Here is an 18,086-nt window from a genome sequence, read left to right as displayed (position 1 = left end):
GGAGGCCACCCGTACCACGCAACTGTGACGTGGACGGTGCGCCGCAGCAGAACACGCCGGAAACCTGCCCCTTAAAACAATCAGGCAGGGTCCGTGATGCCGAGGTCCGCTGTATGCCTGATGAATTGCTCCACCTGCCTGTAATCCAGCGCATTCTGGCCCGCGACAAGGACACCCCCGGTGCCCTGTTGCCGATCCTGCATGCCGTCCAGCACGAGATAGGTTACATCCCCGATGCCTCGGTCCCCGAAATCGCCCATGCCCTGAACCTCAGCCTGGCTGAAGTACGTGGGGTAATCAGCTTTTATCACGACTTCCGCACCGCGCCGCCCGCGCGCCACACCCTGCGCCTGTGCCGTGCCGAGTCGTGCCAGAGCCGTGGCGCCGAAGCCCTGGCCGCGCAATTGCGTGAACAGTTGGCACTGGACGACCACGGCACCAGCGCCGACGGGTCCATCAGCCTGCGCCCTGTTTACTGCCTGGGGGCCTGTGCCTGCTCGCCAGCGCTGGAGCTGGACGGCCAGGTGCACGCGCGCCTCACCCCTGAGCGCCTGCGGGACTTGGTCAACGGTTGCCGGGAGGACTCAGCATGCTGAAGCTGTATATTCCCTGTGATTCGGTAGCCCGTGCCGTGGGTGCCGACCAGGTTGCCGAGGCCCTGCTGCGCGAGGCCGAGCGCCGCCAGTTGCCGCTGGACATCCAGCGCACCAGCTCGCGTGGGCTTTACTGGCTGGAGCCGCTGATCGAGTGCGACAGTGCGCAAGGGCGCCTGGGTTTCGGCCCGATTACGCCACACGATGTGCCATCACTGCTTGATGCCCTGGCGGGCGAACCCGGTGGCCACTCGCTGGCACTGGGGCCGGTCGAAGAAATACCCTATCTCAAGACCCAGCAACGCTTGCTGTTCGCTCGCGCTGGCATTACCCGCCCATTGTCGCTGGACGACTATCGCGCCAACGGCGGTTTCGCAGGCCTGGAGGCCGCTGTGGCGCTGGACGGTGCCGAAGTGGTTGCCGCAGTACTCGACTCCGGCCTGCGTGGCCGTGGTGGTGCGGCGTTCCCGGCCGGCATCAAGTGGCGTACCGTGCGTGATGCTGGCGCCGGGCAGAAGTACGTGGTGTGCAACGCCGACGAGGGTGACTCGGGCACGTTCGCTGATCGCATGCTGATGGAAGGCGACCCCTTCCTGCTGATCGAGGGCATGATCATTGCCGGCCTCGCCGTGGGTGCCGACAAGGGCTATATCTATGTGCGCTCGGAGTATCCCGATGCCATCCGGGTACTCGACCAGGCCTTCGCCATCGCACGTGACGCTGGCTACCTGGGTGCTGACGTAGCCGGCAGCGGCCAGGCGTTCGACCTGGAGGTGCGGGTGGGCGCCGGTGCCTATATTTGCGGCGAAGAAACCGCGCTGCTCGAATCCATCGAAGGCAAGCGTGGCATCGTCCGCGCCAAGCCACCGCTGCCTGCGCTGCAAGGGCTTTTCGGCCTGCCGACGCTGGTGCACAACGTGCTTACCCTGGCTTCGGTGCCCATCATTCTGGCCAAGGGTGCAGCGTTCTATCGCGATTTCGGGATGGGTCGCTCGCTGGGCACCATGCCGTTCCAGCTGGCCGGCAACATTCGCCAGGGTGGCCTTGTCGAGCGCGCGTTCGGCCTGACCCTGCGCGAGCTGGTGGAAGGCTATGGCGGTGGTACGGCCAATGGCCGCCCGCTGAAGGCCGCGCAGGTCGGTGGCCCGCTCGGTGCCTGGGTACCTCCCAGCCATTTCGACACCCCATTGGACTATGAAGCGTTTGCTGCCGTGGGCGCGATGCTCGGCCACGGCGGTGTGGTGGTGGCCGACGATACGTTGAACATGGCCAGCATGGCGCGTTTCGCCCTGCAGTTCTGTGCCGAGGAGTCCTGCGGCAAGTGCACCCCGTGCCGTATCGGTTCCACCCGGGGCATGGAAGTGGTCGACCGGCTGATCGCCAGCAGCGACATCACCGAGCGCCATGACCAGGCGCTGTTGCTGCGCGACCTGTGCGACACCCTGCAGTACGGTTCGCTGTGCGCCATGGGCGGTATGACTGCCTATCCGGTGGCCAGCGCGCTCAAGTACTTCCCCGCCGATTTCGGGCTGACCACCACGGAGGCCGCACAGTGATCAATTTCTTCGACCCCGCTTCTGATAAAAGCAGCGACCTCGGCACCCCGGCCCGCGAAAGCGACGTGCAGGTCAGCCTGAGCATCGACGGCCGCGCCATCAGCGTGCCTGCTGGCACCTCGGTCATGCGCGCCGCCGCCATGCTGGGCACCAGCATCCCCAAACTGTGCGCCACCGACAGCCTCGAAGCCTTCGGCTCCTGCCGCATGTGCATGGTGGAAATCGAAGGCATGCGCGGCTACCCGGCATCCTGCACCACGCCAGTCAGCGAAGGCATGGTGGTGCGCACCGAAACCCCGCGCCTGGCCGGCCTGCGCCGCAACGTGATGGAGCTGTACATTTCCGACCACCCGCTGGACTGCCTGACCTGTTCGGCCAACGGTAACTGCGAGCTGCAGACCGTCGCCGGCCAGGTGGGCCTGCGTGAGGTGCGCTACGGCTATGACGGTGCCAACCACCTGGACGAGAAAAAAGACGTTTCCAACCCGTATTTCGACTACGAGCCGAGCAAGTGCATCGTCTGCAGCCGCTGTGTGCGCGCCTGCGAGGACATCCAGGGTACGTTCGCCCTGACCATTACCGGGCGTGGTTTCGAATCGCGGGTGGCGGCAGCGGGTGGCGAAAACTTCCTTGCGTCCGAATGCGTGTCGTGCGGCGCCTGCGTGCAGACCTGTCCGACCGCGACCCTCACGGAAAAGAGCCTGGTGCAGCTTGGCCAGCCTGAGCGTTCGGTCATTACCACCTGCGCCTACTGCGGCGTTGGCTGCTCGTTCCGCGCTGAAATCAAGGGTGACCAGCTGGTGCGCATGGTCCCGGACAAGAACGGTGGCGCCAACCACGGCCACGCCTGCGTCAAGGGCCGCTTTGCCTGGGGCTATGCCACCCACCCGGACCGCATCACCAAACCGATGATCCGCAAGCGCCTGGAAGACCCGTGGCAGGAAGTCAGCTGGGACGAGGCCGTGACCTATGCCGCCAGCGAGTTCCGCCGCATCCAGCTCAAATACGGGCGCGACTCCATCGGCGGTATCACCTCCAGCCGCTGTACCAACGAAGAAGCCTATCTGGTGCAGAAACTGGTGCGCACGGCCTTCGGTAACAACAACGTCGACACCTGCGCACGGGTATGCCATTCGCCCACCGGTTATGGCCTGAAGCAGACCCTGGGTGAGTCGGCCGGCACGCAAAGCTTCGACTCGGTGATGCAGGCCGACGTTGTGCTGGTGATTGGCGCCAACCCCACCGATGCGCACCCGGTGTTCGGCTCGCAACTCAAGCGCCGCCTGCGCCAAGGGGCGCGGCTGATCGTGATCGACCCACGGCGTATCGACCTGGTCGACTCGCCGCACGCCCGCGCCGACCTGCACCTGCAACTGCGCCCGGGCACCAACGTGGCCATGCTCAACGCCCTGGCCCACGTGATCGTCACCGAGGGCCTGCTGGCCCAAAGCTTCATCGATGCCCGCTGCGAAACCGGAGACTTCGCCCGTTGGCGCGACTTCGTCAGCCTGCCAGACAACGCCCCCGAGGTGCTCGGCCCGGTTTGTGGCGTGCCCGCCGAGCAGATCCGCGCTGCGGCCCGGCTGTATGCCACCGGCGGCAACGCGGCCATCTACTACGGCCTGGGGGTGACCGAGCACAGCCAAGGCAGTACCGCAGTGATGGGCATCGCCAACCTGGCCATGGCCACTGGCAACATCGGCCGTGAAGGGGTAGGGGTGAACCCGCTGCGCGGGCAGAACAACGTGCAGGGCTCGTGCGACATGGGCTCGTTCCCCCACGAGCTGCCCGGCTACCGGCATGTCTCCAACGAGGGCGTGCGCGCCGAGTTCGAACAGGCGTGGGGCGTGACCTTGCAGCCCGACCCGGGTCTGCGCATTCCCAACATGTTCGAGGCGGCGCTGGATGGCAGCTTCAAGGCGCTGTACTGCCAGGGTGAGGACATCGCCCAGAGCGACCCCAACACCCAGCACGTCACCGCGGCCTTGCTGGCCATGGAGTGCGTGGTGGTGCAGGACATCTTCCTCAACGAAACTGCCAAGTTCGCCCATGTGTTCCTGCCGGGCAGTTCGTTCCTGGAAAAGGACGGCACCTTCACCAACGCCGAGCGGCGTATTTCGCGGGTGCGCAAGGTCATGGAGCCGCTGGCCGGCAAGGCCGACTGGGAAGCTACCGTGGCCCTGGCCAACGCCCTGGGCTACCCGATGAACTACCGCCATCCTTCCGAGATCATGGACGAGATCGCCCGCCTGACGCCGACCTTCCGTCGTATCAGCTACGCGGAACTCGACCGCCATGGCAGCCTGCAGTGGCCGTGCAACGACGCTGCCCCAGACGGCACGCCGACCATGCACATCGACCAGTTCGTGCGTGGCAAGGGGCGCTTCATGCTCACCGGCTACGTGCCCACCGACGAAAAGGTCAACAACCGCTACCCGTTGCTGCTGACCACCGGGCGCATTCTCAGCCAGTACAACGTCGGCGCCCAGACCCGGCGTACCGGCAACGTCGCCTGGCATGACGCCGACCGCCTGGAGATCCACCCGACCGACGCTGAAAGCCGTGGCATCCAAGACGGTGACTGGGTCGGCATCGGCAGCCGCGCCGGGCAGACTGTGCTGCGTGCCAAGGTCAGTACGCGGGTGGCGCCGGGAGTGGTGTACACCACCTTCCACTTCCCAGAGTCGGGGGCCAACGTGATCACCACCGACAACTCCGACTGGGCCACCAACTGCCCCGAGTACAAGGTGACGGCAGTGGAAGTGGTGAAAGTGTTCCAGCCATCGCAATGGCAGAAGCGCTATCAGGACTTCAGTGATGAACAGCAGCGGCTACTGAAAGAGCGCCGCACTGCGGAGAAAGCCGAGGTTCGCCGATGAGCAGTGAAAACCTGGTCAAGATGGCCAACCAGATTGCCCATTACTTCGACAGCGAGCCCGACCGGGCGCTGGCGGTGCAAGGGGTGCGGCAGCATTTGCAGAGCTTCTGGACGCCGGCGATGCGCCGGCAGCTGGCGGAATGGAGCGAGGCCCATGCGGGGGAGGGGCTTGATCCGAAGGTGCGGGAGGCGTTGGTCTAGACTCCCGGGCGGCAACGGAACCTTGGGGCGGGTTTGCCGGCGAATGTGGCGTTGAAATCAATGACGCATTCGCGGGTGAACCCGCTCCTACAAGGGGCCTGCATATTGCCTACTCAGCCGCGGGCCAGCTCCGCCAGGTGGGCGATGGCTTCCTCACTCTTGAGCACCAGCACATCACCCTGCAGCGCATCCAGTACCACTTCCGAGGTATTACCAATCAACGCCCCGGAAATGCCCGTGCGGCACACCGTGCCCATCACCGTCACCACGGCATCGAGCTTCTGTTCGGTATGTGGAATCAACACATCCGCTGGCCCTTCGGCCACATGCAGGCATTCTTCCCTGATGCCGTATTCAGCCTGGAACGCGCTGCACGCTTCACGGTAGCGCTTTTCGATCGTATCGCTCAGCTGGAACGCCGGGTCCGACGCTGACAGCATCGGCGACGGGTGGGCACTGATGACGTGCAGTTCTCCCTTGGCCAGTTTGGCAATCTCGAAGCCGTGGTCGATGATGCTGGCATGCAGGCGGCGGTGGTCTTCGTCCTGGTTGCCCACGTCCACCGCCGCCAGGATCTTGCCCCCGGTCCATGGCCGCTCGCTCTTGACCATCAGCACCGCACACGGACATTGGCGCAGCAGCTTCCAGTCGCTGGGGGTGAGCAGGGCCTTTTTCAGCGGATTGTCCGGGCGGTGGTCCTTGATCACCAGTTCGCAGCCTTCGGCCTGCTGTACATGGATGATGGTGTCGTGCAGGTTGTCGCGCCAGCCCTCTTCATGGGTGACATTGTCGAAGCCGTCATCATGCAACTGGCTGCTCAGCAGGCTCAGCAGCGCACTGTGATCATGCCGTTTGTCGCACATCAGCAGGTGCAGGCGCGCGCCGGTGATGCCGGCAATCAGCTTGGCCCGAGTAAGCGCCCGGCTGTGGGCGTGCGCGGGGTCGAGGACGACGAGGATGCTGCGGACGGCTTGCATGGGCGTAAACTCCCTTCGATGATGGCGACCAGTGCCTGACTATAGTCGGCGCTTTCACCTCCAGCGCTTGATGTACATCAAGCATAGTCACTGGCGTCGCCAGCCGCCGCCGGTATAATCGCCGACCCTGCCTGTTCTGTGTGGTTGCACGCTTATGTCCCTGATCCCCGAAATCGACGCCTTTCTTGGCTGCCCGACGCCAGATGCCTGGATCGAAGCGGCGCTCGCCGACCAGGAAACCCTGCTGATCGACCACAAGAACTGCGAGTTCAAGGCCGCCAGCACGGCCTTGAGCCTGATCGCCAAGTACAACACTCACCTGGATCTGATCAACATGATGTCGCGCCTGGCCCGCGAGGAGCTGGTGCACCACGAACAGGTGTTACGCCTCATGAAACGCCGCGGTGTGCCGTTGCGTCCGGTGTCGGCAGGGCGTTATGCGTCGGGGTTGCGCCGGCTGGTGCGCGCCCACGAGCCGGTCAAGTTGGTGGATACGCTGGTGGTGGGGGCGTTCATCGAGGCGCGCAGTTGCGAACGTTTTGCCGCGCTGGTGCCGCATCTGGATGAAGAGCTGGGCCGCTTCTACCACGGGCTGCTGAAAAGCGAAGCGCGCCACTACCAGGGCTACCTGAAACTGGCGCACAACTACGGTGATGAAGCGGACATCGCTCGCTGCGTCGAGCTGGTACGCGCGGCGGAAATGGAGCTGATCCAGTCACCAGACCAGGAGCTGCGCTTCCACAGCGGCATCCCGCAGGCTTTGGCCGCCTGATGGGCACCAGGCGGCGCAGGCCTTAACTGCGCCGGCCCAGTAGCAGGCCTACCGCCAGCCCGAGGCCGGCAGAAATAGCAACAGTCTGCCAGGGGTGGCCGCCGATGTAGTCCTGGGTGGCGTCCACCACCGGTTGCGCCTTGCTGCGCACGTTGCTGGCCGCCTGGCGAGCCTGACGAAGTTTCAGGCTTACCTGGGCGCGCAGGGTCTCGGCTTCTTCGCCCACCAGGGCGGCACTGTCGTTCAGCAGTTTTTCCGATTCTTCTATCAGCGATTGCAGTTCGCTGAATACCTGGTCCTTGATCTGATCGCTGTCAGCCAGCGTGGCGTTTTTCCGGGCCATGAACTCGTCCTCGTCAATGGGGGTGTGAACAATGGATGCCGCCACGTCGGGAAAGTTGCGGCGGCTTTCCGATGATGGGTTGCCTGGGTGTAAGATAGCGGCCATTTTCAAACCTGCAGGTAACTTCATGAGTTTCAATCTGGCCAACATGAGCTTCGAGGAACGGGCGCAGATCGAGGCAGAGAAGGCTCGGCTGTTCGAGATGTGGCAGAACAACCTGGGCAAAGCCAAGGGCGAAGCCGCCCGGCTGATTGCCGAAAAGCCACGGCGCAAGGGCAAATGGGCCGAGTGGGTGCGCGCCGAACTGGACGGCATGACGCCGCCTGAATACGCCAGCATGGTGCGCAGCGAAGTCAACAAGCTGATGGCCGCAGCCAGCGCCAACCGCTGAGCACACCCGCCCGGCGCTTGTCAGTAGGTGCCCTTGGGCAGGTCCAGCTTGCCTTCATCGGTAAAGCGCACGGTCCCCAGCGGCCCGCCGGCCAGTTTGCCGCGCAGCTTGTAGGGTAGACCCTGCAGCGAATCCAGCTTGCCCAGCCCATAGGCCTGGCGCAGGAAGGAAAACGCCGTGATGCTTACCGGCACCACGATCACCGCTTCGTCGTAGCGGCCAATATGCCCCTGCTGGTCACTGACCCCAGTGGCCAGCGGCTGGCCGTTCACTTCCAGGTTCAAGGCGATACCGTTGTAATCGATCGGCGCCTCATTGGGGTTTTGCACCCGCATTTTCACCGCCATGCGCAGTTCCAGCTCCTGACCGGGCAGTGGTTCGATGCCGATCACGCTGATGTTCACCGGGTCGCGTGGCTGGAACAGCGCACAGGCCCCCAGGCCACAGGCCAGCAGCAGGACCAGGAACAGGCGGGTGTAGCGGTATAGACGGGCAGTCATGGGCTGTGACCTTGCCGGAGTGGAGCTGGCAGTGTGGCAAATGCGCGTCGGCGTTGAAAGTATCGGTTCATATGAAAGATACTGTTTCTCATTAACGCTCGATAACCTCTCTTACTGGCTGTTCCCCAATCATGCTGACTTCACCCATGTCGGGCCTGCTGGCAAGTTTCCAGGAGCACTACGACGACCTGCTGCAGTTTCTGACACGGCGCATGAGTGACCGCCAGCGCGCGGCCGATGTGGCGCAGGAAACCTACCTGAAGCTGGTGAACATCGACGAGCAGGCGGTGCCGGTGTTGCACGCGCGCAGTTTCATCTTCCGCGTCGCCGGCAACCTGGCGATTGACGCTTTGCGCCGTGAGCAACGCATCGCCGCCAGCCACGACGACAGCGACGGAGCCTGTGAGGTGGCCTGCCCGGCGCCTGCACCCGAGGCGGCGTTGCTGGCCCGCGAGCGTTTGCAGATTCTTGACCAGGCGCTGCTGCAGTTGCCCGACAATGCCCGCCAGGCGCTGTTGCTCAACCGTGTCGAGGGCCTGACCCAGAAGCAGGTCGCTCAACGCCTGGGGGTTTCCGAGAGCATGGTGGCAAAGTATATCGGCCAGGCCTTGCGCCATTGCCGCGGCCGGCTGAAGCAGGCGGGTGTGGCGGCTTCGGTGGTGTTGCTGGTCGCCGCTGTGGCGGGTTGGCAGCAAGCCCCGATACTGCTGGCCGATTACCACACCGCCGTGGGCGAGCGGCAGGTCATTACCCTGACAGATGGCACACGGGTGACGCTGAACAGCGCCAGTGCCTTGAGCGTGGCGTTCAGCGAGCATGAACGGCGTGTGGTACTCGATGCGGGTGAGGCGTTGTTCGAGACCGCCGATGATTCACGTCCGTTTGTGGTCGAAACGGCCGGTGCGCGGGTGCAGGGCAATGCTGCCACCTTCAGCGTGCAGCGCGATGGCCACGTCGTGTTGGCTCGCGGTGAAGCCAAGGTGGGTGAACATGAACTGGCAGTGGCGGCCGATGCCGGCACGCAGATGGCCTGGCAGCGTGGCAAGCTGATCTTCAACGGCAAGCCGCTGGGGCAGGTGCTGACCGAGCTTGAGCGATACCGGCATGGGCGCATTGTGTTGTCCGACAGCAAGCTGGCTGCGATGGAAGTGAGCGGGGTGTTTGACCTGGATGAACCTGAGGCCCTGTTGCGGACGTTGGAGCAGCGGTATGGCCTGAAGGTGACTTACCTGCCGTGGTTGGCCGTGGTGCATTGATCAGCCTGTTCCGGCCTCTTAGCGGCAAGCCCGTTCCTGCACAGATCGCACAATCTTCAGGCGGGCGCAGTCGTTGTAGGAGCGGGCTTGCCCGCGAAGAGGCCGGACAGAAATAAAAATATTTTCCATTTGGCACTGCAAGTTCCTGCAAGCCAGATCGTCGTAGTGAGACTGATCAGCAACCCATTCTCATTTACGACTTGTCAGGAAGCTCATTCGTGCCTCTGATGCTCAAGCCCTTGCACCGCCGTCGCGGTTCTTTTCACCATGCCTTGATGTCTTGCAGTGCCGTGGCCCTGTTGCTCGGCCCCCTGCACGCAGGGGCCGCGACGGCTGCCGAACAGACCCAGATGCAGGCCCGCCAGGTCCAGCTCGACCTGCCAGCCCAACCGCTGGACCAGGCGCTGACCACTTTCGCCGACCAGGCCGGCCTGCACCTGCTGTACACCACAGGCGATGTCGCCGGCCAGGTCAGCCCGGCGTTGCAGGGCAACTACAGTGTCGAGCAGGCCCTGCAGCAGTTGCTGGCCGGCAGCGGCATGAGCTGGCAGTTCAGCGAGGCTCGCACCGTCACCCTGCGCAAGGCCGAGGCCGCGCCGCAGGCGGTCAACCTCAAGCCGATCGAAGTCAGCGTAGCCTCGCGCACCAGCACCGCCATCAGCGAAATCCCCGGGACCGTCTGGGTAGTGGACCAGCAGCAATTGCGCGAGCAGATCGACAGCGGCGTCAGCCTGAAGGAAGCCATCGGCAAGCTGGTGCCGGGCCTTGACCTGGCGCCGGAAGGGCGCACCAATTACGGCCAGAACATGCGTGGGCGCAACGTGCTGGTGATGATCGACGGGGTCAGCCAGAACAGCTCCCGCGGCCTGTCGCGCCAGTTCGACAGCATTTCGCCGTTCAACGTCGAGCGCGTCGAAGTGCTGTCTGGCGCCAGCGCCATCTACGGCGGTGGCGCCACCGGCGGCATCATCAACATCGTGACCAAGAAGGGCGAGCCTGGCCCGGCGCGCTTCGAAACCCAGTTGGGGGCCAGCAGCGGTTTCAACAACAGCGACGACCTGGCCACCCGCTTCGCCCAGTCCGTCAGCGGTGGTAACGAGCGGGTCAATGCCCGGTTGGGTATTTCCGGTGAGCAGAACGAAGCCTTCTACGATGGTGCTGGCGACCAGATCTTCATCGACAACACCCAGACCGACCTGCAGTACAATCGCACCATCGACGTACTCGGTACCTTGGGCCTGCAACTGAACGACCAGCAGAGCCTCGACCTGTTGGCCCAGTACTACGACTCGGGCAACCACGGCAGCACGGGTATCTACTTCCCCAACCTGAACTACAACGCGCCATCCGACCTGGAAGACGCCGAGCTGCGCAGCGGTTATTCATCGGACCTGGAGCCGCGTACGCGGCGCTTGCTGCTCAACGCCAATTACCACCACACCGACGTGCTGGGCCAGGACTTCTACTTGCAGGCTTCGTACCGCAAGGAAGACGACAACTTCTACCCGTTCCCGTACTACAACCGTGCCACGCCCACCGGCTCGCGCGGGGTGTACTTTGCCGCCTCGCAGCAGAACTTCGAAGTCACCAGCCTCAAGGGCCTGTTTGCCAAACAGTGGGATACGCTGAAGCTGACCTACGGCGTTGACCTGGACCGCGAGCGCTTCAACGCCGAGCAGACCACCTTCAACGCCCAGACCTCGTCCGAGTCGGGTGGCCTGGAGCTGGAAAAAGACAGCAAGGCCGACCGCTACCCCAGCTACCGGGTGGATGGTGTGTCGGTGTATGCCCAGCTGGACTGGCATGCCACCGACAACCTGACATTGTCCGGTGGTGCCCGGCGGCAGCAGATGGACGTTGATGTCAGCGACTTCAAGGGTGTGCCAGGTGGCAGTAACGACTATCAGGTCAACCTGTTCAACGTCGGTGCCATCTACGACTTCAAGAACGGCCACCAGGTGTGGAGCAACTATGGCGAAGGCTTCGACCTGCCTGACCCGGCCAAGTACTACGGCAAGCCGGGCCTGAGCGTGGCCGATAACCCGTTGGCCGGTATCAAGAGCCGCCAGGTGGAATTGGGCTGGCGCTATGCCGACCTGGATTGGGATGCGCAGGCAGCGCTGTACTACATCTGGTCGGACAAGATCATCAACGTCGATTCGCAAACGCTGACCATCGACGTGGAAGAGCAGAAAAGCCGCGACTTCGGCTTTGAAGGTGCACTGACCCGGCACTTCCAGACCGGCTGGGAAGCTGGCGGCACATTGCACATGACACGCTCCGAGGAAGAGGCCGAGGACGGCGGCTGGATCAAGCGCGATGCCCGTTATGCCTCTTTGTCCAAGGCCACTGCGTTCGTCGGCTGGAAGGGCGATGGCCGCAGTGCACGCTTGCAGGCCAACCATGCCTTCAGCCTGAAGGACGATGCCGATCACGAGATTGACGGCTACACCACCTTCGACCTGCTGGGCAGCCAGGACACCGGTTTCGGCACCTTCAGTGCCGGTATCCAGAACCTGCTGGACAAGCAGTACAGCACGGTATGGGGACAGCGTGCGACGTTGTTCTATTCGCCGACCTACGGGCCGGCGTATCTGTATGACTACCAGGGGCGTGGGCGGACCTATACGCTGAGCTGGAGCATGGCTTACTGATTGTGGTGGCCTGAACGGGCCTGTTCAGGCAAACGCCGCCAGCAAATCCTGCGCAAATACATGGGCTGCCTCGCCAACCCCCTGTGCCCGGTGCCGGGCCAGGGTGAACGGCACCGCAAAATCAAGCTCAGGGTCCAGCGCCCATAACAGCCCCTCGGCCTCCCAGGCCTGTGCACAATGGCATGGCAAGTAGCCAATATGCTGCCCAGACAGAATGAACGTCAGCACGCTTTCGATCTGCTCCGCCACTGCCGTGCTGCGTCTGCTCTGGAACGGTTCGCCCCCTTTGAGAAAACGGTACGGATGGCGCACCTGGTCCATGTCCAGCAACCGCTCAAGCCCAACATCCGTTTCGCCGTACAGCACATGCCCCCTGCCGCAATACAGCCGCTGTCGTTCCGCGAACAAGGGCTGGTAATCAAAGGCCGCCTGGTTGCCGGAAAAATAGCTGATGGCATAGTCCAGCCGCTGTTCCAGCAACAGCCGTTCCAGCTCCGCCGGCGGTGCACTGACAAGCTCCAGTTGCACCGATTCCTCTCGCCTGCGAAATGCCGCAATGGCCGCCGCCAGTTTCAGGCTCACCGCCTTGTCCTGATTTTCCGCCATGCCTATGCGCACAGTCCCCAGCAGCCGCCCGGCAACGCCGTTGGCCTGCTGGCGAAACTGCTCGATGTTCAGCAGTAGCCCACGCGCCGCCTCCAATAGCAATTCACCTTTTTCCGTCAGGCGAAAACCACCCTTGCCGCGGCTGCACAGGCGGTAACCCAAGCGTGCCTCCAGTTGCGCCATGCGCTGGCTGATGGTGGGCTGGCTCAGGCCCAGCACGCCTTGAGCGGCGCTGAAGCCACCTGCCTCGACTACAGTGACGAACAGCCGCAGCAGGTGCAGGTCGGGATCGTGCACTTGTCCGAGCATTACATTGCTCCTGATGAATGTCAGCTTTGCAAACTTGCCATTGGTGCAATGTAACCCGGCTGGCATGCTCGCGGCATCCACCCATTTACCGAGGTGTCCGCCATGCGTCGATCGTTGTGCCTTTTGTCTCTGGTTCTGGCCCTGCCGCTGCAGGCCGAAGAAAAGGTCGTCAACCTCTACAGCTGGGCCGATTACGTCGCCCCGCAAACCCTGCAGCGCTTCGAACAGGAAACGGGCTACAAGGTGCGGTACGACACCTTTGACACCCCCGAAGTGCTGGAAACCAAGCTGTTGACCGGTGGTAGCGGCTACGACGTGGTGGTGCCGTCATCCACCGTGCTGGCCCGAGCGCTCAAGGCCCATGCCCTGCAACCGCTGGACGCTCAGGCCATGCCTGGTTATGGCAACCTCGACAAGGACCTGCTGGGCAAACTGGCCGAGGTTGACCCCGGCAACCGCCATGCTGTGCCGTACACCTGGGGCACGCTGGGCCTGGGGGTAAATGTGGAGGCAGTACGCCAGCGCCTTGGCGATGTACCGCTGGACAGCCTCGACCTGTTGTTCAAGCCCGAGTACGCCACCCGCCTGAAGGGTTGCGGCATCGCTTTGCCTGACTCGCCCCAGGAGGTGATCGGCGTAGCCCTGAACTACCTGGGCAAGGACCCTTACAGCCAGAACAAGGATGACCTGGCTGCCGCGCAGAACCTGCTCAGCCAGCTGCAGCCGTCGATCAGCTACGTTGCCAACGGCCGGCAGATCAACGACCTGGCCAATGGCAGCGTGTGCCTGGCATTGACCTACAACGGTGATGCCGCGATGGCCGCCGACCAGGCCCGGCGTGCCGGCAAGCCGTTCGAGGTGATCTACCGCATCCCCCGCGAAGGCACGCTGGTATGGCAGGACAACCTGGTCATCCCCAAGGACGCCCCGCACCCCGAGGCCGCATGGGCGTTCATCGCCTTCATGCTCAAGCCAGAGTCGGTGGCAGCGCTGACCAATACGCTGTTCTTCGCCAATGCCAACCAGGCTGCCACGCCGCTGGTGGACGAAGCGGTGCGCAACGACCCGGATATCTATCCGTCGGCCGAGGTGCGTCAGCGTCTGTATGCCGACCGCAGCATGGCCTTGGCCGACCTGCGCCAACGCAACCGTCTGTGGACCGCCTTCCGCAGCCGGCAGTAGCCCATGACAATCAAGGAGCCCGACCGTGGACCAAGCCGCAAGCAATGACCAGGCCATGACCCGCGATAGCCTGTATGGTACCGCCGCAGAAAGCACCTACGCTGGTGTTGTCAGTTTCTCCCGCCGCCGCTACAGCCGCGACTTGCGCGGTGTGGATGTGGTGGTCAGCGGTGTGCCGTTCGACACGGCCACCAGTAACCGCCCCGGCGCGCGCTTCGGCCCGCGGGCGATCCGTGCTGCCTCGGTCCAGCAGGCCTGGGCCCGCCACTGGCCGTGGGCGTTCGACCCGTTCGACCACCTGGCGGTCATCGACTATGGCGACTGTCCCTTCGACAGCGGCACGCCGCAGTCGGTACCGGACAGCATCGAGGCCCATGCCGAGCACATTCTGCAGGCGGGTTGCGCCATGCTGACCCTTGGTGGCGACCACTTCATCAGCTACCCGCTGCTCAAGGCTCACGCCCGCCGCCATGGCCCGCTGGCGCTGATCCATTTCGATGCGCACAGTGACACCTGGCCGGACGAGGCGGGCAAGCGCATCGACCACGGCACCATGTTCTGGCATGCCGCCCGCGAAGGCCTGGTTGACCCCGCCCACTCGGTGCAGATTGGCCTGCGCACGACCAATGACGACAGCCAGGGCTTTGCCATTCTCGACGCCAGGCAAGTGCACCGCCAGGGCACAGAGGCGGTGATTGCAGCGATTCGCCAGCGGGTGGGCGAGCGGCCGGTGTACTTGACCTTCGACATCGACTGCCTCGATCCGGCCTACGCGCCCGGTACCGGAACGCCGGTGTGTGGCGGGCTGAGCACGGTGCAGGCGCTGGAGATTCTGGGTGGGCTGCGTGGCATCAACCTGGTAGGCATGGACTTGGTGGAAGTGGCGCCAGCCTATGACCATGCCGATATCACCGCGTTGGCCGGGGCAACCCTGGCCATGGAGATGCTGTGCCTGTATGCGGCGCGGCACAAGGTGGACAACGGCCAGTAGATTTTGCGGCCATTCGCGGGCAAGCCCGCTCCCACACGTGTCTCACAGGGCCAGAAATCTGTGGGTGACCGTGGAGCGGGCGCGCCCGCGAATGGCTGCAAAGCAGCCCTCCGAGGCCCATACTGAAACATCAGGAATCATCTCCACCCGCATTCACACTTTTGCCGCGAACCCCTCGCGCCTTAGGCTATCAAACCCACCAGGCGCGGCATTTTCGTACAGGAGGTGAAGCATGACCCCGACATTGCCCATCCTGGCCCTCGGCCTGGCCTTGTGCCTGCCCGCGCACGCGGCTGCGCAGCAGCCCGTGCAACGTGCTGCCGGCAACAACAACCCTTACAACAGCCCGATCCAGCGGGCCAACCCCAACAGCCGTCAAGGCAGCATGCCGGCTGCGCCACCGGTACGTGGCCCGTCCACCGACCCGTACCAGCGCCCACCCACCCTGGACAACCGCGGCATCGGTAACGGCGACAACCTGCGTCGTCAGCAGCAAACACCGAACCTGGAACCCACCCGGCCACCGCGCGACAACCCACGTGCGCCTTAAGCCCACTTGAAAGGAATCCGGCATGCTTCGAGCACACTGGCTAGCCACCCTGACCGCCGCTGCGCTACTGCCACTGTGGGCGCATGCAGCGGCCGAACAGCGGTTCCCCAGCGAAGAAGGCACCTTGATCGTCGACACGCTTGCCGATGGCCTGCGCAACCCCTGGGCCCTGGCCTTCCTGCCCGGTGGCAAGGACATGCTGGTGACCGAGCGCGCCGGCAACCTGCGGCTGGTCAATGCCGAAGGCAAGGTTGGCCCGTCGATCAGCGGTGTACCCAAGGTCTGGGCCGAAGGCCAGGGCGGCTTGCTGGATGTGGCGCTGTCACCGGAGTTCGGCAAGGACCGCACCGTCTACCTGTCCTACGCCGAGGAGGGCAGTGACGGCAAGGCCGGTACTGCAGTCGGCCGCGGGCAGCTGTCCGAAGACCGCGCCCGGCTGGAGAATTTCACCGTGATCTTCCGCCAGCAGCCCAAGCTGTCGGTGGGTAACCACTTCGGCTCGCGGCTGGTGTTCGACCGCGACGGCTACCTGTTCATCGCCCTGGGCGAGAACAACCAACGTCCCACTGCCCAGGACCTGGACAAGTTGCAAGGCAAGGTCGTGCGTATTCTGCCGGACGGCGAAGTGCCCAAAGACAACCCCTTCGTCGGCAAGGACAACGTGCGCCCGGAGATCTGGTCGTACGGCCACCGTAATCAGCAAGGCGCCGCGCTCAACCCCTGGACCGGCCAACTATGGACCCACGAACACGGCCCGCGCGGAGGGGATGAAATCAACATCCCAAAGCCTGGCAAGAATTATGGTTGGCCGATTGCGACCCACGGCATCAACTACTCGTTGCTGCCCATCCCCGAGGCCAAGGGCGAGCATGTGGACGGCATGGTCGACCCGCACCATGTATGGGAAAAGTCACCGGGTATCAGCGGTATGGCTTTCTACGACAGCCCAACGTTCAAGGCCTGGGACCACAATCTGTTCATAGGGGCGCTGGCCACGCAGGAATTGATCCGCTTGCAACTGGATGGCGACAAGGTGGTGCACGAAGAGCGGTTGCTCGGTGACCTGAAGGCGCGTATCCGTGATGTGCGGGTGGGGCCAGATGGTTACCTGTATGTACTGACCGATGACAAGGATGGCGCGCTACTCAAGGTCGGCCTGGCCGACTGACGCGCGCCTGCACCGAGGGTGACAGTCGGGTAGAATGCGGCATGGCCCTCGACCCCCAAACCCTCTACCAGCAAGCCCTGAGCACTCGGGGCTACGTTGCTGACCCTGCCCAGGCCCGCGTCGTCGAGGCCTTGCAAGCCTGCTTCCAGTCCCTTGAGCAGGGCCGCCCCACCCAGGGCCTCTACCTCTGGGGCCCGGTCGGGCGCGGCAAGACCTGGCTGATGGACCAGTTCCACCAGTGTCTGCGCATACCGAGCCGGCGCCAGCACTTTCATCACTTCATGGCCTGGGTGCATCAACGCCTGTTTCAGCTCAACGGCACCGCCGACCCGCTGCTCGCCCTGGCGGGGGAGCTGGCGCGGCAGATCCGCGTGCTGTGCTTCGATGAATTGTTCGTCAGCGACATCGGTGATGCGATCATCCTCGGCCGCTTGTTCCAGGTATTGTTCGATCAGGGCGTGGTGATCGTCGCCACCTCCAACCAGCCACCCGAGCAGCTCTACCGCGATGGCTTCAACCGCGAGCGGTTCCTGCCAGCCATCGCCGCCATTGGTCGTCACATGCAGGTATTGCCGGTAGCAGGCGAGCAGGATCACCGCCTGCACCCCGGTGAGGCGCGGCAGCGCTATTGGGTAGCCGAGGCGGGGCAGGCCAGCCAGTTGGGCGAGGTGTTTCGCCAGCTCAGCCCGGAAGATGCCGGCACTGATCAGCCCTTGGGTATTGGCTCAAGGCACATTCACGTCGTGCGGCGCAGTGAGCAGGCTATCTGGTGCCGTTTCACCGATCTGTGCGATCAACCCTTGGCGGCCATGGAGTTCATGGCCTTGTGCGACCGTTTTCCCTCGATTCTGGTATCCGGCATTCCGGCGCTGGGCGGGGAGCAGCGGGCGGGGCGTATTGCCCGTGGCACCGAAGATGGCGCGGCGAGGGTAGTGGCGGGCGACCGTGAACTGCCTGCGCTGTCGCCCAAGGACGATGCGGTTCGCCGCTTCATTGCCCTGGTCGACGAATGCTATGACCGCCGGGTGGCGTTGTACCTGGAGGCACAGGTGCCGCTCGATGCCCTCTACACTCAAGGGTATCTGGCGTTCCCGTACCAGCGCACCCTGAGCCGGCTACGGGAGATGCAACTGCAACGCTTCGCCTGAAAAGGAGCCGA

General features: G+C 63.9%; 17 protein-coding genes. 13 read left to right on the top strand and 4 right to left on the bottom strand.

All coding sequences use genetic code 11. The annotated features are described in order from the left end of the window. Positions 1-113: 113 nt before the first annotated feature. The 4 genes from LU682_RS20025 to LU682_RS20010 are packed head-to-tail and all read left to right on the top strand — an operon-like array spanning position 114 to position 5,228. Complete coding sequence (locus LU682_RS20025; RefSeq protein WP_010953168.1) at positions 114-596, top strand: formate dehydrogenase subunit gamma; 483 nt, start codon at positions 114-116, stop codon at positions 594-596. Further along, positions 590-2,149 (top strand): formate dehydrogenase beta subunit, encoded by a 1,560-nt coding sequence (locus LU682_RS20020; RefSeq protein WP_232857315.1) that lies wholly within the window; start codon positions 590-592, stop codon positions 2,147-2,149. Before LU682_RS20025 ends, LU682_RS20020 begins: the two co-directional genes overlap by 7 nt. Beyond that, positions 2,146-5,028: a formate dehydrogenase subunit alpha gene (fdhF, locus tag LU682_RS20015; protein WP_010953170.1), complete on the top strand. Its 2,883-nt coding sequence runs from the start codon at positions 2,146-2,148 to the stop codon at positions 5,026-5,028. The genes LU682_RS20020 and fdhF overlap by 4 nt, the downstream gene beginning before the upstream one ends. Continuing rightward, on the top strand, positions 5,025-5,228 hold the full coding sequence (locus tag LU682_RS20010; protein WP_010953171.1) for a formate dehydrogenase subunit delta: 204 nt from the start codon (positions 5,025-5,027) through the stop codon (positions 5,226-5,228). Before fdhF ends, LU682_RS20010 begins: the two co-directional genes overlap by 4 nt. 113 nt (positions 5,229-5,341) lie before the next feature. Here the strand turns inward: LU682_RS20010 and LU682_RS20005 are convergent, their stop codons facing one another. Beyond that, entirely contained in the window at positions 5,342-6,205 is an 864-nt protein-coding gene (locus LU682_RS20005) for a universal stress protein (protein WP_010953172.1), read from the bottom strand. A gap of 154 nt (positions 6,206-6,359) precedes the next feature. Between LU682_RS20005 and LU682_RS20000 the strand changes: the two genes are divergently transcribed. Then, positions 6,360-6,977: a MiaE family protein gene (locus tag LU682_RS20000; protein WP_010953173.1), complete on the top strand. Its 618-nt coding sequence runs from the start codon at positions 6,360-6,362 to the stop codon at positions 6,975-6,977. A 22-nt stretch (positions 6,978-6,999) separates the two neighbouring features. Here LU682_RS20000 and LU682_RS19995 read toward each other — a convergent pair whose 3' ends face one another. Further along, a complete protein-coding gene (locus tag LU682_RS19995; RefSeq protein ID WP_003248878.1) occupies positions 7,000-7,320 on the bottom strand; it encodes an ElaB/YgaM/YqjD family protein in 321 nt (106 codons plus the stop codon). Positions 7,321-7,447: 127 nt separating this feature from the next. On the opposite strand from LU682_RS19995, the gene LU682_RS19990 reads away from it, so the two are divergent. Next, entirely contained in the window at positions 7,448-7,711 is a 264-nt protein-coding gene (locus LU682_RS19990; RefSeq protein WP_003248880.1) for a hypothetical protein, read from the top strand. Positions 7,712-7,731: 20 nt separating this feature from the next. On the opposite strand, the gene LU682_RS19985 is transcribed toward LU682_RS19990, so the two are convergent. Further along, a complete protein-coding gene (locus LU682_RS19985; RefSeq protein WP_010953175.1) occupies positions 7,732-8,211 on the bottom strand; it encodes an LEA/WHy family protein in 480 nt (159 codons plus the stop codon). A 131-nt stretch (positions 8,212-8,342) separates the two neighbouring features. Here LU682_RS19985 and LU682_RS19980 point away from each other — a divergent pair, with 131 nt between their 5' ends. Continuing rightward, the gene (locus LU682_RS19980; protein WP_010953176.1) at positions 8,343-9,467 is read left to right on the top strand and encodes a sigma-70 family RNA polymerase sigma factor; all 1,125 of its coding nucleotides are present in this window, start codon (positions 8,343-8,345) and stop codon (positions 9,465-9,467) included. Positions 9,468-9,694: 227 nt separating this feature from the next. Further along, positions 9,695-12,121 (top strand): TonB-dependent receptor, encoded by a 2,427-nt coding sequence (locus LU682_RS19975; RefSeq protein ID WP_049587505.1) that lies wholly within the window; start codon positions 9,695-9,697, stop codon positions 12,119-12,121. A 24-nt stretch (positions 12,122-12,145) separates the two neighbouring features. On the opposite strand, the gene LU682_RS19970 is transcribed toward LU682_RS19975, so the two are convergent. Further along, positions 12,146-13,036 (bottom strand): LysR family transcriptional regulator, encoded by an 891-nt coding sequence (locus LU682_RS19970; RefSeq protein WP_010953178.1) that lies wholly within the window; start codon positions 13,034-13,036, stop codon positions 12,146-12,148. A gap of 102 nt (positions 13,037-13,138) precedes the next feature. Here LU682_RS19970 and LU682_RS19965 point away from each other — a divergent pair, with 102 nt between their 5' ends. The 5 genes from LU682_RS19965 to zapE all read left to right on the top strand — a co-directional run bounded on the left by LU682_RS19965 (position 13,139) and on the right by zapE (position 18,075). Beyond that, the gene (locus LU682_RS19965) at positions 13,139-14,218 is read left to right on the top strand and encodes an extracellular solute-binding protein (RefSeq protein ID WP_232857326.1); all 1,080 of its coding nucleotides are present in this window, start codon (positions 13,139-13,141) and stop codon (positions 14,216-14,218) included. 25 nt (positions 14,219-14,243) lie between these two features. Next, positions 14,244-15,209: an agmatinase gene (gene speB / locus LU682_RS19960; RefSeq protein WP_004576768.1), complete on the top strand. Its 966-nt coding sequence runs from the start codon at positions 14,244-14,246 to the stop codon at positions 15,207-15,209. Between the two features lie 232 nt (positions 15,210-15,441). Beyond that, complete coding sequence (locus LU682_RS19955; protein WP_010953180.1) at positions 15,442-15,759, top strand: hypothetical protein; 318 nt, start codon at positions 15,442-15,444, stop codon at positions 15,757-15,759. Between the two features lie 22 nt (positions 15,760-15,781). Then, the gene (locus tag LU682_RS19950) at positions 15,782-16,927 is read left to right on the top strand and encodes a PQQ-dependent sugar dehydrogenase (RefSeq protein WP_010953181.1); all 1,146 of its coding nucleotides are present in this window, start codon (positions 15,782-15,784) and stop codon (positions 16,925-16,927) included. 41 nt (positions 16,928-16,968) lie between these two features. Continuing rightward, positions 16,969-18,075, top strand: coding sequence for a cell division protein ZapE (gene zapE, locus LU682_RS19945; RefSeq protein WP_010953182.1), 1,107 nt, complete (start codon positions 16,969-16,971; stop codon positions 18,073-18,075). Positions 18,076-18,086 lie beyond the last annotated feature (11 nt).

This window comes from Pseudomonas alloputida (assembly GCF_021283545.2).
Taxonomy (GTDB): domain Bacteria; phylum Pseudomonadota; class Gammaproteobacteria; order Pseudomonadales; family Pseudomonadaceae; genus Aquipseudomonas; species Aquipseudomonas alloputida.
This window is presented reverse-complemented; position numbering and strand designations above follow the sequence as displayed.